Annotated in this window: 13 protein-coding genes and 1 tRNA gene; 11 read left to right on the top strand and 3 right to left on the bottom strand. The window is 58.3% G+C overall.

The window, feature by feature from the left end:
• Positions 1-270 precede the first annotated feature (270 nt).
• Together AU182_RS10475 and rne are read right to left on the bottom strand one after the other, a co-directional pair.
• Positions 271-358, bottom strand: a tRNA-Ser gene (locus AU182_RS10475).
• 125 nt (positions 359-483) lie between these two features.
• The gene (gene rne, locus AU182_RS10470; protein WP_066964621.1) at positions 484-3,657 is read right to left on the bottom strand and encodes a ribonuclease E; all 3,174 of its coding nucleotides are present in this window, start codon (positions 3,655-3,657) and stop codon (positions 484-486) included.
• A 771-nt stretch (positions 3,658-4,428) separates the two neighbouring features.
• On the opposite strand from rne, the gene rluC reads away from it, so the two are divergent.
• Positions 4,429-5,454 carry a 23S rRNA pseudouridine(955/2504/2580) synthase RluC gene (gene rluC / locus AU182_RS10465; RefSeq protein WP_227718312.1) on the top strand — a complete coding sequence of 342 codons (1,026 nt, stop codon included), beginning with the start codon at positions 4,429-4,431 and terminating at the stop codon, positions 5,452-5,454.
• Between the two features lie 47 nt (positions 5,455-5,501).
• On the top strand, positions 5,502-6,146 hold the full coding sequence (locus AU182_RS10460; protein ID WP_066964618.1) for an HAD-IA family hydrolase: 645 nt from the start codon (positions 5,502-5,504) through the stop codon (positions 6,144-6,146).
• A 24-nt stretch (positions 6,147-6,170) separates the two neighbouring features.
• Here the strand turns inward: AU182_RS10460 and AU182_RS10455 are convergent, their stop codons facing one another.
• A complete protein-coding gene (locus AU182_RS10455) occupies positions 6,171-6,758 on the bottom strand; it encodes a nucleoside triphosphate pyrophosphatase (protein ID WP_066964615.1) in 588 nt (195 codons plus the stop codon).
• A 112-nt stretch (positions 6,759-6,870) separates the two neighbouring features.
• Between AU182_RS10455 and AU182_RS10450 the strand changes: the two genes are divergently transcribed.
• The 9 genes from AU182_RS10450 to mltG all read left to right on the top strand — a co-directional run bounded on the left by AU182_RS10450 (position 6,871) and on the right by mltG (position 14,594).
• The gene (locus tag AU182_RS10450) at positions 6,871-7,413 is read left to right on the top strand and encodes a YceD family protein (protein WP_066964611.1); all 543 of its coding nucleotides are present in this window, start codon (positions 6,871-6,873) and stop codon (positions 7,411-7,413) included.
• Between the two features lie 79 nt (positions 7,414-7,492).
• Positions 7,493-7,684, top strand: coding sequence for a 50S ribosomal protein L32 (gene rpmF / locus AU182_RS10445; protein WP_066964610.1), 192 nt, complete (start codon positions 7,493-7,495; stop codon positions 7,682-7,684).
• Between the two features lie 27 nt (positions 7,685-7,711).
• Positions 7,712-8,722, top strand: a complete 1,011-nt coding sequence (gene plsX, locus AU182_RS10440; RefSeq protein ID WP_227718311.1) for a phosphate acyltransferase PlsX — start codon at positions 7,712-7,714, stop codon at positions 8,720-8,722.
• An 85-nt stretch (positions 8,723-8,807) separates the two neighbouring features.
• On the top strand, positions 8,808-9,752 hold the full coding sequence (gene fabD / locus AU182_RS10435) for an ACP S-malonyltransferase (protein ID WP_066964604.1): 945 nt from the start codon (positions 8,808-8,810) through the stop codon (positions 9,750-9,752).
• Between the two features lie 50 nt (positions 9,753-9,802).
• Complete coding sequence (gene fabG, locus AU182_RS10430; protein ID WP_066964601.1) at positions 9,803-10,558, top strand: 3-oxoacyl-ACP reductase FabG; 756 nt, start codon at positions 9,803-9,805, stop codon at positions 10,556-10,558.
• A gap of 224 nt (positions 10,559-10,782) precedes the next feature.
• Positions 10,783-11,019, top strand: coding sequence for an acyl carrier protein (gene acpP / locus AU182_RS10425; RefSeq protein WP_010130751.1), 237 nt, complete (start codon positions 10,783-10,785; stop codon positions 11,017-11,019).
• A gap of 170 nt (positions 11,020-11,189) precedes the next feature.
• On the top strand, positions 11,190-12,431 hold the full coding sequence (fabF, locus tag AU182_RS10420) for a beta-ketoacyl-ACP synthase II (protein ID WP_082859505.1): 1,242 nt from the start codon (positions 11,190-11,192) through the stop codon (positions 12,429-12,431).
• A 498-nt stretch (positions 12,432-12,929) separates the two neighbouring features.
• Complete coding sequence (locus tag AU182_RS16670) at positions 12,930-13,400, top strand: aminotransferase class IV (protein WP_066964596.1); 471 nt, start codon at positions 12,930-12,932, stop codon at positions 13,398-13,400.
• 177 nt (positions 13,401-13,577) lie between these two features.
• Positions 13,578-14,594: an endolytic transglycosylase MltG gene (gene mltG / locus AU182_RS10410; RefSeq protein WP_255359348.1), complete on the top strand. Its 1,017-nt coding sequence runs from the start codon at positions 13,578-13,580 to the stop codon at positions 14,592-14,594.
• Positions 14,595-14,646: the final 52 nt, after the last annotated feature.

Genomic DNA, 14,646 nt, shown 5'->3' with positions numbered 1-14,646 from the left:
CTCGCGCGTGTCGTCATGGCGCCAGCGGTGCGTGGTAATGGATCGCTTGGCAGGTGCTCGGAAATTGGCAGCTGAGGGTAGATGGGTGAGGGGAAATGGTGGGGTGGGTGAGCCGAGCGGAGGCGCTTAGAAGGCTGTGTGCCTGTTGGCACTAATCCGCTTAGCCCCTTCGCTGGTCTCTGCAGGCTGCGCCTGTTTGGGCGGGGTTTTGATCTCAATCTCCCTCGGCGACATACAAAAAAGCCCGGCATAAAGCCGGGCTCTTTAATATGGCGGTGGGGCAGGGATTTGAACCCTGGGACCTGTTACAGTCAACGGTTTTCAAGACCGCCGCTTTCGACCACTCAGCCACCCCACCAAATTGTGCTGCGCATTATACCGGGCTGTTTTGCGGGTACAAGAGCGCAGCAACTTTTTTTAGGAACTTCAATGAGTTAGCTGCATTTTTGAGCAGCTAACCCATTTTGCTCCTGTTACTCCCGCTCAGCCTACTTCGGCGGAACCGGAGTTGCTTTCAACGCTGGCGTTGCGCTTGGTGCGCGGGTCGTTGGCCGGGCGCTGGAGTGGGCGAGGGCTGTGCTCGATGTTGGCCGGTTGGGCGGTGTCGAGCGGGCGCAGTTCGCCTAATTCCGGGCGGGCAGTCACGATCTGTACATCAACCAGAGGCTTCGGGTTGACGCGCGGGTCGTTACTGGCGCGGCCGGGAGTGCCAGATTTCGGTGCCGGCTCCGCTTGTGGCGCCGATGCAGCCGGTTCGCTGGAAGCAACTTCAGCTTCCGCCGCGGCTTCATTCGAGGCCTCGATACTGGTGTCGGCTACCGCTTGAGTCTCGGCGGAGGAATCCGCGTCGTCCGCCAGCTTGGCTGCGGCTTCTTCCTGGCTTCCCGCAAGCAAGTCGCCTTCAGCGTGGGTCTCCTGAACTTCTGCGGTGTCTTCAGCTTTTACTTCCGCGGTTGGCGCTTCGGCGACACTCGCTTCAGCCTGAGCTTCCGGCTTGGCGATTTCCTGCTTGTGCGCTTCCTGTGTCTTGGCCGCCGGTTGTTCCGCGGTCTTTGGTTCGCTGCGTTCTGCAGGGGTGGTTTCCGCGGCTACCTCAGGAGTTTTGCTGGTCTGTTCCGCTGGTGCAGAGGCGGCGGGAGACTCGGTTTCCTGTTTGGCCTTGGGCGCTTCGTCAGTCTTTGCTTCTGCAGGAACCTGTGCATCAGCCCAAGGCTGCTTGGCTTTGGATTCGCTCTCAGGCTTATCCGACGGCTGCTTCTCCACTTTAACCTCGGAAGTCGCTGCCGGCTTGTCCTCGCGCTTGGCGCGGGGTTTGCGCTGTTGCGGTTCGGCAGTCGGCTCAGCTTTCACAGCGACTTCTTTTGTGTCGCTGCCAGAGGACTTGCGGGCTTCCTGCTGCTCGTTTGCGGCTGTGCTTTCCTCAGCGCTGTCGCCACCGCGACGGCCACGACGGCGGGGCTGTGGGCGTCCACGTACGTTGCTGGGGCGACGCGCCGGGCGCTGTTGATCGTCACCGCCAGCGGAGGCTTCCGCGGTGGTGTCGAGGTTGGTGTTTTCGACTTCTGCCGGGCTGCTTTGCGGCTCACTGCGGCGGTCGCCACCACGGCGTCTGCGACTGCGGCGCTGACCTTCGCGCTGCCCTTCGCGGCTACCGTCTCGCGCGCTGTCACGGCTGTTGTCGCGCGCACTTTCGCGGTTGGAGTCGCGCTCGGTGCTGCGATTGTCGCTGCGGCGGTCGCTGCTATCACTGTCGTCGCGACGCTTGTCGCCACGTTTGGAGCGTGTGTCTTCCTTGCGGTCATCGCCGCGCTGGTCGTCGCGACGGCCACTGCGATTGCCGCGGGCACGTCCTCGGCCACCGCGCTGGTTGCGATTGCGCTGCTGGTAGTTTTTACCGCGGCCACCGGTTTTCTTGTGCTTCTTGTCGGTCTCTTCTTCCTCACTGCTGAACAGGGCGGAAATTGCACCGATCAGGCGGCTGAACAGTCCGGGCTTGGCCACTTCTTTTGCTTTGGGCTTTGCCTTGGCTTTGGGCTTGGCCTCCGGTGTCGGGGCGGGCGCGGTGTGGGCGATCTGCTGCACAGCGGGCTGGGCCGGAGTGCGCATGGGCTCATCTTCCTTGCTCTTCTCGACGGTCTCTTCGATGGTGCCGGAGATCTTGTAGGAAGTTTCCAGGGTGGTCTCGTCGTCGCGCAGGCGTAGTACTTCGAAGTGCGGTGTTTCCAGATCGGCGTTGGGCACCACGACCACGCGGGTGTTGTTGCGGGCCTCGATATTGGAAATCGCTTTGCGCTTTTCGTTCAGCAGATAAGTGGCGACATTCACCGGGGTGATTGCGCGAATTTCTGCGCTGCGCTCTTTCTTCGCTTCTTCTTCCACCAGGCGCAGGATGGAGAGGGAGAGGGACTTGGTGCCGCGAATGGTGCCCTGGCCGCTACAGCGAGGGCAGACGCGGAAGGTGGTTTCGCCCAGTGACGGACGCAGGCGCTGGCGTGACATTTCCAGCAAGCCGAAGCGGGAGATGCGGCCCACCTGTACCCGGGCGCGGTCCATGCCAAGTGCCTTTTCCATACGCTTTTCAACTTCGCGCTGGCTGGACTTGTTTTGCATGTCGATAAAGTCGATGACCACCAGGCCACCCATATCGCGCAGGCGCAGCTGGCGAGCGATTTCGTCCGCGGCTTCCAGGTTGATGGTGCGCGCGGTCTCTTCGATGTCGCCGCCCTTGGTGGCGCGGGAGGAGTTGATGTCGATGGACACCAGTGCTTCGGTAACATCGATCACGATGGAGCCGCCGGAAGGCAGTTTCACTTCGCGTTCGAAGGCGGTCTCGATCTGGCTTTCAATCTGATAGCGATTGAACAGCGGGATGTTGTCGTCGTAGAACTTCACCTTGTTGGCGTAGTTCGGCATCACCTGGCGGGCAAACTCCGCCGCCAGCTGGTAAGCGCCGTTCTCGTCAACAATGACTTCGCCGATATCGTCGCGCATATAGTCGCGAATCGCACGAATAATGACGTTACTTTCCTGGAACAGGAAATGGGGGGCTCTGGAGTCGTCCGCCTCTTTTTTGATGGCGTCCCACAGCTGCATCAGGTAGTTCAAGTCCCACTGCAGTTCTTCGCCGCTGCGGCCAACGCCCGCGGTGCGCACGATGATGCCCATACCGGAGGGGACTTCGACGCTGGAGAGCGCGTCGCGCAGCTCGCTGCGTTCGTCACCCTCAATGCGACGGGAGATGCCGCCGGCGCGGGGATTGTTCGGCATGAGCACCAGGTAACGGCCGGCCAGGCTGATGAAGGTGGTAAGGGCAGCGCCTTTGTTGCCACGCTCTTCCTTATCGACCTGCACGATAACTTCCATGCCTTCTTTGACCACATCCTTGATCTTGATGCGGCCTTCGAGCTCTTTCGGCTGTTTCAGAAAGTATTCGCGGGAAATTTCTTTCAAGGGCAGGAAGCCGTGGCGATCAGCGCCGTAATCGACAAAAGCGGCTTCGAGAGAGGGTTCTACGCGGGTGATCTTACCTTTGTAGATGTTGGCTTTTTTCTGTTCGCGGGTGCGATTTTCGATGTCCAGGTCGTACAGCCATTGGCCGTCGACCAGTGCAACACGCAGCTCTTCGGGCTGGGTCGCATTGATCAGCATTCTCTTCATGCGTCTATTTTTTCCTTGCGTTGCGCAAAGGCAAAAACACCGCTGAAGCTCGCAGGCTTTGGGTAGATACGGGGGCAGAAGAGGGCATGGCCTGACATCTGTCGCCGTTTTGTAGGCACTCCCCGCAGGGGCGCCAGTCGCACCTGCGTCGTACATACATTATTAACTCTGGATACCGCTTCTCAGTTCAGGTATCCGATTCCTGCCAGGCCGGCTCCGCAAAGATCCCGGGCGGGTCCTGGCTGTCGCCCAATTAGGGGTGACATGGGTTACATCATCTAGGCTCCGGGGCCGGCTCGTGGCTGGGCCCTCGTGTCGTGTCTAGTAGTTACCGGCGGTGCGAGCGTGCCATTTTGCATCACTCCCAGGGGCCGGGGGCCAGTTCGGTCGCTGGCGTAAAATCACGGAGCGAGATGTAACGAGTAGAGTCTGTTCCAAGCGCTGCGGGCATCAGCCCGTCTTACCTTCGCAAAAATCCCGTTGGTACGGGGTCAGGTCGGCGAGAGCTTCGGGAGTGACCTTTGGTCTGGATCCCTGGGCACCATCTTGCGACGCGCTCTTGAAGAGTCTCACCGACAAAGTTTTGTTGATAACGCGGCCATTCCGCGCACCGTCCTGACTGGCGGTATTTTCTCAAGAGCGGCACCTGGGTTTTTGTATAGCAGAAAAACCGTGCACCACCGAAAACCAGCCCCAATTCAGGCGGGCCGAATATACCACGGTGCATGTGGGGCATCAATCAATCGCTTCAAATGGCCAGCCCTTGGGGCTATCATGCGCCCCATGCGAAGTAGCTCCCCAAACAATCCCCCCAAGTCTGCCGATTCCCGTCGCGACGGTGCCTCTGGTGCCTCCGAGCGACTGGGAAGTGGCGTGCAATTTCTTACTGTGCCCGAGGAGTTGGCCGGTCAGCGGATCGACAACTTCCTGCAGGCGCGCCTTAAAGGTGTGCCGCGCTCTCGAATTTACCGGATTTTGCGCAAAGGCGAGGTGCGGGTGAACAAGGGCAGGGTGAAAGCTGAGTATCGCCTGAAAGGGGGCGATCAGGTGCGCGTACCGCCAATTCGGGTGTCCGAGGAGTCGACGCCGCCGGTGGCGGGGGATTCCCTGCGGCGGACCCTGGAGGCGGCCATACTGTATGACGAGGGTGGCCTGCTGGTGGTGAACAAGCCGGCCGGGCTTGCGGTGCACGGCGGCAGTGGCGTTCGCCTGGGACTGATCGAGGCGCTTCGCCAGATGTACCCCAATAGCCCCTTTATGGAGTTGGTGCACCGGCTGGATCGCGATACTAGCGGCGCCATCCTGGTGGCGCGCAAGCGCGCCGTGCTGCTGCATATTCAGTCGGAGCTGCGTGCCGGCAAGCTCGGGAAGTCTTATCTGGCGCTGGCTGCGGGCAAGTGGCCTCGCGGCCAGAAGGTCGTCGAGGCGCCGCTGCGCAAGAACACGCTGAAAAGTGGTGAGCGGATTGTAACGGTAGACGGTGACGGCAAACCCTCCACGACGCGCTTTCGCGTCGAGGAGCGCTTCAAGGGGGCAACTCTGCTGGCGGCAGAGCCGGTTACTGGTCGAACCCATCAGATTCGGGTGCACGCCCAGTTTGTCGGGTGCCCGCTGGCGGGCGATCCCAAGTACGCCACCGATGAAATCAATGGCGCCTTTCGTGGGTACGGTCTCAAGCGCCTGTTTCTGCATTCGGCTGGGGTGCGCTGTACCTTGCCGGACGGTGTGCGCGTGGACGTGAAGGCGCCGCTTCCGCCTGAGCTGGAGTCGGTGTTGAGTGCCCTGAGGGGCGGGTAGTCCGCTTCCCTGAGTGCTGAATCGGGTAATGAGGGAGAAGGTTGGTCATGCTGGTGATCCTCGATTGGGACGGGACCCTGTGCAATTCCCAGGCGCGTATCATTTCCTGTATGCAGCGCGCGTCGGAGCGGGTTGGTCTGCCTGTGCTGGAGCCTGGCGCCATCGGCAATTATATCGGGCTGGGCCTGCCTGAGGTTATTAGTGCGTTGTTTCCCGAGGCTCACAGTGAGCAGCGTGCGCAGCTGGGCACGTATTATTCCGAGGAGTGGCTGGCGGCGCGCAATGAGCCGCTACCCCTGTTTGATGGTGTTCTGGCGACGCTGGACCAGCTGCTGGGGGCGGGGCACCAGCTGGCGGTGGCGACCGGTAAAAGCCGTCGAGGGCTGAATCGCGAATTTGAAGATCACGGTTTGGGGCACCTTTTCCCGGTAAGCCGCTGCGCGGATGAAACCGCCTCCAAGCCGAACCCCGTCATGTTACGTGAAATCCTGGCTGAAACCGGGGTTGATGTGGCGGACGCGGTGATGGTGGGCGATACCGAGTACGACCTCAAGATGGCGTCCGCGATCAATATGCCGTCGGTGGGCGTGAGTTACGGTGTGCACAGTCGCGAGCGTCTGGACCGATGCGGCCCGCATCGGATTATCGATCACTTCTCTGAGTTGCTGCAGTGGCCGCCGCTGGTTCCCTGATGTAGTAATGGCATGTGGGGTGGATTATTTCCGCTGCAGGGGGTCCAGGCCGTGAGGCTTGAGAAGCTCGATTAGCCGGATTAATGGAAGGCCAATGAGCGTATTGATGTCATTCCCTTCCATTTTTTCGAATAAGGCGATCCCCAATCCTTCGGCTTTAAATGATCCTGCGCAATCGAGGGGTTGGTCGAGCTCTACGTAGCGGCTGGCGGCAGCCGCATCCAGTGGCCGGAAGTGCACGCGGAACGGCTCGCAAATCGTGGTGTGCGTGCCCTGACTGCTATCCATTACGCACAGTCCGGTATGGAAAGTGACGGTGTGTCCCGCGCAAAACAGGAGCTGTTTAATCGCTTTCTCCTGTGATCCCGGCTTGCCTAATTGCCTACCCCTGCATTCCGCTACCTGGTCTGAGCCGATGATGATGGCGTCCGGGTACTGTCCACACAGGGCGCGGGCTTTTTCCGTGGCGAGCCGGCTTGCGAGATCGGGGGCTGATTCACCAGGAAATGCTTCTTCATTTATATGGGGACTTGCGGATTCGAACGGCAATCGCAATTTGTCGAGAATGTTGCGGCGGTAGGGTGAGCTGGAGGCTAGAATCAGTCGACGCATGGGTCCTGGCTTCCTGGTTTGAGGGGTTGCTCTACTGGGGTTGGGGCCGCTGATCATGCGGCGATTGAATTGTTTTGACAAGGCTCAGGTGAGTCCATAGAATTGCGCGCTTATGTCGATACCCCCCCAGAAATCCGCGCTTCCGCGACGCATTGATGCACGAAAATTGGTGCAGCGTGAGCAGCAACTGGACGGTACCGTGCCGCGAGAAGAGCTTTCGCGACTGGTGGCGTCTACTGAGTCGGTACATGGTGATATTGCGGTGAATCTGGCCTTTGCCAGGGATCTGCAGCGAAACCAGGTGGCGACCGGGCATTTCCAGTTGGAGGTGGAGCTGTTGTGTCAGCGCTGCCTGCAGCCGGTCAGCGAGCAGATTGAAGCTGATATTGCCTGGGGCTTTGTGTGGTCGGAAGAGCAGGGCAAGTCATTGCCGAAATCTCTCGACCCGGTGATACAGGACGGTGATGAGCTGGATCTGTATCAGGTATTGGAAGATGAGATTTTGCTCAATCTGCCAATGGTGGCTTTCCACGATGATGAGTGTGTCTCCAAAGAGACATTCCAGAGTGGTGGAAAGGAGCCGGAAGCGGTAGAGCAACAGGAAAACCCCTTTAAAGTACTGGAACAGTTGAAGGGTTCGTCAAACAAGTCTTGAGAATTGTTTGAAGGGTTTGGGCTCGCCGGTAGGCGCCCCGGTTCCGGTGTTAACTGTTAGTTATGTTTAGGAGCACCAAATGGCTGTTCAGCAGAACAAAAAAACCCGTTCCCGTCGCGGCATGCGTCGTTCTCACGACGCTCTGAGCGGACCGACTCTGTCCGTTGACCCGACCACCGGTGAGAAGCACCACCGTCACCACGTGACCAAAGACGGTTTCTACCGTGGTCGCAAAGTGATTGACGTTGGTACCTCTTCCGAAGAAGAGTAAGTTTTGTCCAGCCAATTACGATTGGCCGTGGATGCGATGGGCGGGGACTTAGGTCCCCGCTCTGTCGTTCCGGCCTGTGCAAGATTTCTTTTCCGCTATCCCCAGGCAGAACTCAAACTGTTCGGCCCTCGCTCTCAACTGCAATCCCTTCTGATTAAACAGCCTCCCTCGGTGCGTGAGCGTATCGAACTGGTTGACTGTGCCCAGGTGATTACCCAGGGCTGCAATCCCGTGCAGGCGTTGCGACGCAAGCGGGAGTCCTCTATGGCGCTTGCTCTGAAAGCGGTCAAGGATGGCGAGTGTGACGCAATGGTTACCTCCGGTAATACCGGCGCTTTGCTGGCGCTCAGCCGCAGTATCCTGGGAGCCGTTGAGGGGGTTCGGCGCCCGGCGCTCGGCAAATCCTTGCCCACGGCGGACGGTTCCTGTTTTCTGCTGGACCTGGGGGCGAACATCGACTGCAGCGCCGAAGACCTGGTCCTGTTTGCCCGTCTGGGGCAGGAGGCGCAGCGTGTGTTCTCGGGTAAATCCGATCTTGCCGTCGCGCTGCTCAATATCGGTGCCGAAGAGCACAAGGGGACCGAGGAAATTCGCCGTGCTGGCAAGATGCTGCAGGCGGATCCGCTGGTGCACTATGTGGGATTTGTAGAAGGGCACGACATTTTCACCGGCATCGTGGATGTGGTGGTGTGCAATGGCCTGATGGGCAATGTGGCCATGAAATCTGCAGAAGGTGTGATTCGACTCATAGGTCAAAAGACGTTTACGATTGATAAGAAGGCGCCGATAAAGCGCTTTTTTGGCCAATTAGCCATAAATCTGTTGCGAAAATGGCGCGCACAGCTAGAACCCGGTCGCTATAATGGCGCCAGCTTTTTGGGGCTGAAAGGCAACGTCATCAAGAGCCATGGCGGTGCCAGTAGCGAAGCGTTTTACCGCGCGATGCTTACCGCAAAAGAATGTGCCGAAGCCGACTTGTCCCTTCAATTGGGCAGGGCCATGGCTTTGCAGGCGCAACCGCCGACAGGGTGCGATTAGCCGGCCCCTGATCCGGCAGCGGTCTACGACGTTCAGCCAGGCCCTTATTTCCTAAGGCTTCACCCACTTGGTTAAAGGATGTTCCATGACCAACCCAGTTTTGGCGTTTGTGTTTCCCGGCCAGGGCTCCCAGCAGATTGGTATGCTGGCTGAAGCCGCTCAGGCATTCCCGGAAATCAGCGCAACGTTTTCCCAGGCCTCTGCCGTGCTTGGCTACGACCTTTGGGAGCTTTGCCAAAATGGCGCGCAAGAAGATATCAACCTTACCGAGAGAACCCAGCCGCTGTTGCTGACCGCCAGCGTTGCCCTTTACCGGGCGTGGCAGGCGCAGGGTGGGGTTGTTCCTGCGCGCATGGCCGGCCACAGTCTTGGCGAATGGTCGGCGCTGGTATGTGCGGGCGTGTTGCAATTTGAAGATGCTGTGCGCCTGGTGCGCGAGCGCGGTCGACTGATGCAGGAAGCGGTTCCCGCGGGTGAAGGTGCAATGGCGGCTGTCATCGGGCTGGATGATGACGCCGTGGAATCCGCCTGTGCTGCGGCTGCGGAAGGCGCAGTGGTGAATGCGGTCAACTACAACTCGCCGGGTCAGGTGGTGATTGCTGGCAGTGCGCCAGCGGTGGCGCGGGCGATCGAGGCCTGTAAAGCAGCGGGCGCAAAGCGCGCGCTGCCGCTACCGGTCAGTGCACCCTTTCATACCGAGCTGATGCGCCCTGCGGCGGAAAAGCTGGCATCTCAAATTGAGGCAACAGAGTTTTCCGCGCCTGAGGTCCCGGTTATCCATAATGTGCACGCCCAGGCGGAGAGCGATCCGGCTGCCATCAAGACGCTTATGATCGAGCAGATTTACAGCCCGGTGCGCTGGACGGCGTGCGTTCAGGCTATGGCCGCAGCGGGTACCGAGCAATTGGTCGAATGTGGCCCGGGTAAAGTGCTCGCGGGGCTTGCCAAGCGCATCGATCGCGGCCTGACGGCGCACAATATTGAAACGCCGGCTCAATTGTCGGAAGCCATTAAATCCACCGCACAATAAATACGAAGCCTCGCCCTGTGTTTTACGCAGGCGAGGTATCGGGAGAAATTATGACTATTTCAACCTCACTTGAAGGGAAGGTGGCGCTGGTTACCGGCGCGAGCCGCGGCATTGGCGCGGCCATTGCTGATTTGCTGGGCGCCCAAGGTGCCATCGTCATTGGCACCGCGACCAGCGCAGCGGGTGCCGAGAAAATCTCCGCACGTTTTGCTGAGAAAGGCGTGCAGGGGGCTGGTAAAGAGCTGGATGTTACCAATCTGGAGAGCATCGCTGCGGTGCTTGAGTCGGTCAAGGCTGAGTTTGGTGCGCCCACCATTCTGGTGAATAACGCGGGTATCACCAAAGACAATCTTCTGATGCGTATGAAAGATGACGAGTGGGAAGATGTGCTGAATACCAACCTGACGGCTGTCTACCGTGTGAGCAAGAGCTGCCTGCGGGACATGACCAAAGCCCGCTGGGGTCGCATCATTAATATCAGCTCCGTTGTGGGCAGCATGGGTAATGCGGGCCAGAGTAACTATGCGGCCACCAAGGCTGGTGTTGGCGGTTTTGCGCGCGCACTGGCTGCCGAGGTTGGCTCCCGTGGTATCACGGTGAATACCGTCGCTCCTGGCTTTATCGATACCGACATGACCAAAGTGTTGCCAGAGGCGCAGCGCGAGGCACTGCTGAGCAAAATCCCACTGGGTCGCCTGGGTGCGCCCGAAGAGATTGCGTCCGTCGTCGCATTTTTGGCCAGTGATGCTGGCGGTTATGTGACCGGAGAGACCATTCATGTGAACGGCGGCATGTATATGGGCTAATTTTCTTTCGAGAAAATTACCGTAAGTGATTGATTGGTAAGTTAATTTTTATCATTCATCGGTTGCTGAGAGGCGGTGCATTACATCCCGAAAAAATCAGGGTACAATGCCGCCTCGCATTAACCACAAGCTGTGTTAGCCGGTTACTGAAACACCACATATCGTGGGCAAAATTTAAACAGTAACCAAAACAGATTTTTATCCACTAGGAGTTAAATTGAATCATGAGCAGCATTGAAGAGCGCGTAAAAAAGATCGTTGCTGAACAACTGGGCGTGAAGGAAGAAGATGTAAAACCTGAAGCATCCTTTGTTGAAGATCTGGGCGCTGACTCCCTCGACACAGTTGAGCTGGTAATGGCTTTGGAAGAGGAATTCGAAACTGAAATTCCTGACGAAGAAGCAGAAAAAATCACCACTGTTCAGCTGGCCATCGATTACATCAACCAGAACCTGGGTTGATTCCTGCTGGATAGCTTAAGTAACGGGTAAGTGTTACCCATTACTGTTGTACTGCGAGAGCCGTTCTATGTTGCATAGCGCGGCTCTTCGTCTATTTGAACCTTGTGAAAAACGACCGGTTGACGTGATCTGGTTACCGGCGTGTGAGATTGAGTTCGGGGGAGGCGCAAGTGACGCGTAGAAGAGTCGTTATTACCGGAATGGGCACAGTGAGCCCGCTGGGAAATACCCTGGAAGATACCTGGCCTGCACTGTTGGCGGGGAAAAGCGGTGTCGTTCCAATCGAGTCATTTGATGTCTCGGCGTTTAGCACTCGCTTCGCTGCGACCGTGAAAAATTTTGACCCGGAGCCCCATATCGCGCAGAAAGAAGCGCGCAAGATGGATGTCTTTCTGCAGTATGGCCTGAGCGCCGGTATCCAGGCAGTGGAAGACAGTGGCCTGGAAGTTACCGAAGAAAACGCATCGCGCATCGGGGCCTGTATCGGTTCCGGTATGGGTGGTATCGCCGCCATCGAAAACAATGCCATGCTGATTGCGGAAAAGGGCCCGCGCCGGGTTTCTCCTTTCTTCGTTCCCGGTGCCATCATCAATATGGTTTCCGGCAACCTGTCGATTAAGTACGGTATGAAAGGTCCGAACCTTTCCACAACCACGGCCTGTACTACGGGTACCCATGCCATTGGCCTCGGTATGCGCACCATTCAATATGGTGATGCTGATGTTATGGTTTGCGGTGGTGCGGAAATGGTGACCACGCCGGTGGGTCTTGGTGGTTTCTGTGCGGCACGTGCGCTGTCGACACGCAATGATGATCCACAGGCGGCCAGTCGCCCCTGGGACAAAGACCGCGACGGTTTTGTACTTGGTGAAGGTGCCGGTGTACTGGTACTGGAGGAGTACGAACATGCTAAAGCCCGCGGTGCAAAAATATACGCCGAGCTGAGTGGTTTTGGCATGAGCGGTGATGCGCACCACATGACCTCTCCGCCCGAAGACGGCGCCGGCGCGGCGCTGTCGATGCAGAATGCGCTGAAGGATGCGGGTCTTGAAGCGTCGGCGGTTCAGTACATTAACGCGCACGGCACCTCTACACCTCTGGGTGATAAAGCAGAGATTACCGCGGTGCGTTCGGTATTTGACGGCAGTCTGGACCAGATTGCCGTCAGCTCTACCAAGTCCATGACCGGACACCTGCTGGGTGCTGCCGGCGCTATTGAAGCCATATTTTCGGTCATGGCAATCCGGGATCAGGTGGCTCCGCCCACTGTCAATCTCGACAATGTGGATGAAAACTGTACCGGTGTTAACCTGGTGCCACATAAGGCACAGGAAATGAACATCGACGCGGTGCTGTCTAATTCGTTTGGCTTTGGTGGCACCAATGGCTCGCTGATATTTCAGCGGGTTTAACGCCGTGGAAAGTGCTGGTCGTGAGGTAGCTGAATCCTTCGCGACCAGTGCTGATCGCTCCTTGTGAATTCGCCTGAACCTTTTTGCTATTCCTCTTCCGGTACCTGCGCTTCCTTGCCTGCGGACGAGGTCTATTCCTATGGCGTGCTGGAGACCATGCGGGCGATTGGTGGCAGTATTCCGCTGCTGCCACAGCATCTTGCTCGCCTCACTCGCGCCTCTCACCCAGCCTCAACAATACTCGCACGTATCGAGTCCGCAGCCATGGCGATTGCCCGGGAAACCGCGCACTGGCCTTATGGCGCCAGAGTTCGACTTCGCTATGGCGCCCTGCATGGGGATCCGACGTGGGACTTTTCCGTGGTACCGCTTGATGCAAGCTCCCCGTGGGAGAATGGGGTAGCACTGGTTCGCTGCAGGACCCCGATAACGCCAGAGGCCTCGCGCTCGCCATTTTCTCCCGAGAGGGTGCGCTGTTCGCCAGACACAGGCGGCGTTTTGCAGGATGATCGCCCGCAGGGCTGTAAGCTGTTGCGCCGGGATACGTACCGACGCGGTGAAGCGGAACTGGGGCAATATGCGGCCTGGTTGCGCCCGGATCTGTTCTGCGAAGGCCTGATGCTTGATGCGCGCGGACGTGTCGTGGAAGGGTTGCACAGTAACCTGTTGCTCTGCCGGAGCGGGAGCTGGCGTACGCCTAGTCTGCGTCGTTGTGGCGTGCAGGGCGTGATGCTGAGTTGGCTGGCGAGTCACGCCGAAATCAGGGAAGATGAGCTCTCGCTCGCCGATATCGAACACGCCGATGAGTTGGCGGTTTGTAATGCCGTGCGCGGTGTTGTACCGGTAGCGCAAATACTGCTCGGCGGTGCGGGCAGTGACAGGCCAGCAACCGCACCAGACGTGCATACTTTACCGCGCGGGAAGTCCACGGCGGCGCTTCAGGCGTTAGTGGCCAGCGCATTGTGGTGATGGTATTTCCCGGGAGTCAATGTCCGTGTTTATGTTCAAAGTATACTGCCGCTGCAGTATTTACGGGTTGTAGTTAACGTGGCAAAAAATAACGGTAAAGCCGGTAATAGAAAAACGCCCAGGGGCGCAACGGCAAGTAGTACCCGCCGCTTCGGCAGGTGGTTGCGAGGACTACTGTTGCTATTCGTAGTCGGTGTGGTAGCTGGTGGGGCGGCTTTCTGGTCCGCGCAAAATGCGTTGGTAAAGCCGCTCACACTGCCAGTGGACGGATTGCGCATGGATGTCGAAAACGGCAGTAATCTCTCGCGGATACTTCTGCGCCTCGAATCCGAGGGGGTGCTGCGTTCGCCCCGTTGGGTGCGGCTGTATGCGCGCATCAAGGACGAGAGCAGTATTCATCCCGGCGAATACTTGATCCCCGCCGGAAGCAACGCGATGGACCTGGTGGGCAGGCTCAATCGCGGCGATGTTACGCGCTACCGGGTGACCCTTGTCGAAGGCTGGACCTTTCAGCAGGCGCTGTCACAAATACGCCATTCCAACAAAATCCGGCAGACGGCAGCGGGAGAATCGATTGCCGCTGCGGCGCAGGCACTGGGTATAGAGGGTAATCCTGAGGGCCGAATTTTTCCCGATACCTATGTCTATCGCTCCGGTGCCTCAGATCTGGATCTTCTGCGCCAGGCGTTTGAGCGCATGGACACGGTACTGGCCGAGGAGTGGCAGCAGCGCTCGGAAAACCTGCCGTATAAAGATGCCTACGAGGCGCTGATCATGGCGTCGATTGTAGAAAAGGAAACCGGGGTACCCTGGGAGCGTGATGAGATTGCTGGTGTGTTTGTGCGGCGACTGCAGCGCGGTATGCGTTTGCAGACGGATCCCACGGTAATTTACGGGCTTGGCGATCAATACGATGGCAATCTACGTCGTGCAGACCTGCGCAATGCGACCCCGTACAATACCTATGTGATTGGTGGCATGCCGCCCACGCCGATAGCGCTGCCGGGCCGTGAAGCCATCCATGCCGCGCTGCACCCGAAGGATGGAAACAGCCTGTATTTTGTGGCGAAGGGCGATGGTTCCCATCACTTTTCCTCGACACTGAATGAGCACAATCGTGCGGTGCGGGAATACCAATTGAAGCGTCGCTCTGATTACCGCTCCAGTCCGGCAAAAAGCTCAAAAAACGATTAACGCCATTTGTAATATCGGCAATTAAGATACTGGGCGCAGCTCCGAGTCAGCA

The organism is Microbulbifer sp. Q7, from assembly GCF_001639145.1.
Taxonomy (GTDB): domain Bacteria; phylum Pseudomonadota; class Gammaproteobacteria; order Pseudomonadales; family Cellvibrionaceae; genus Microbulbifer.
Note: the sequence above shows the minus strand (reverse complement) of the source record. Positions and strands in the feature narration are given on the sequence as shown.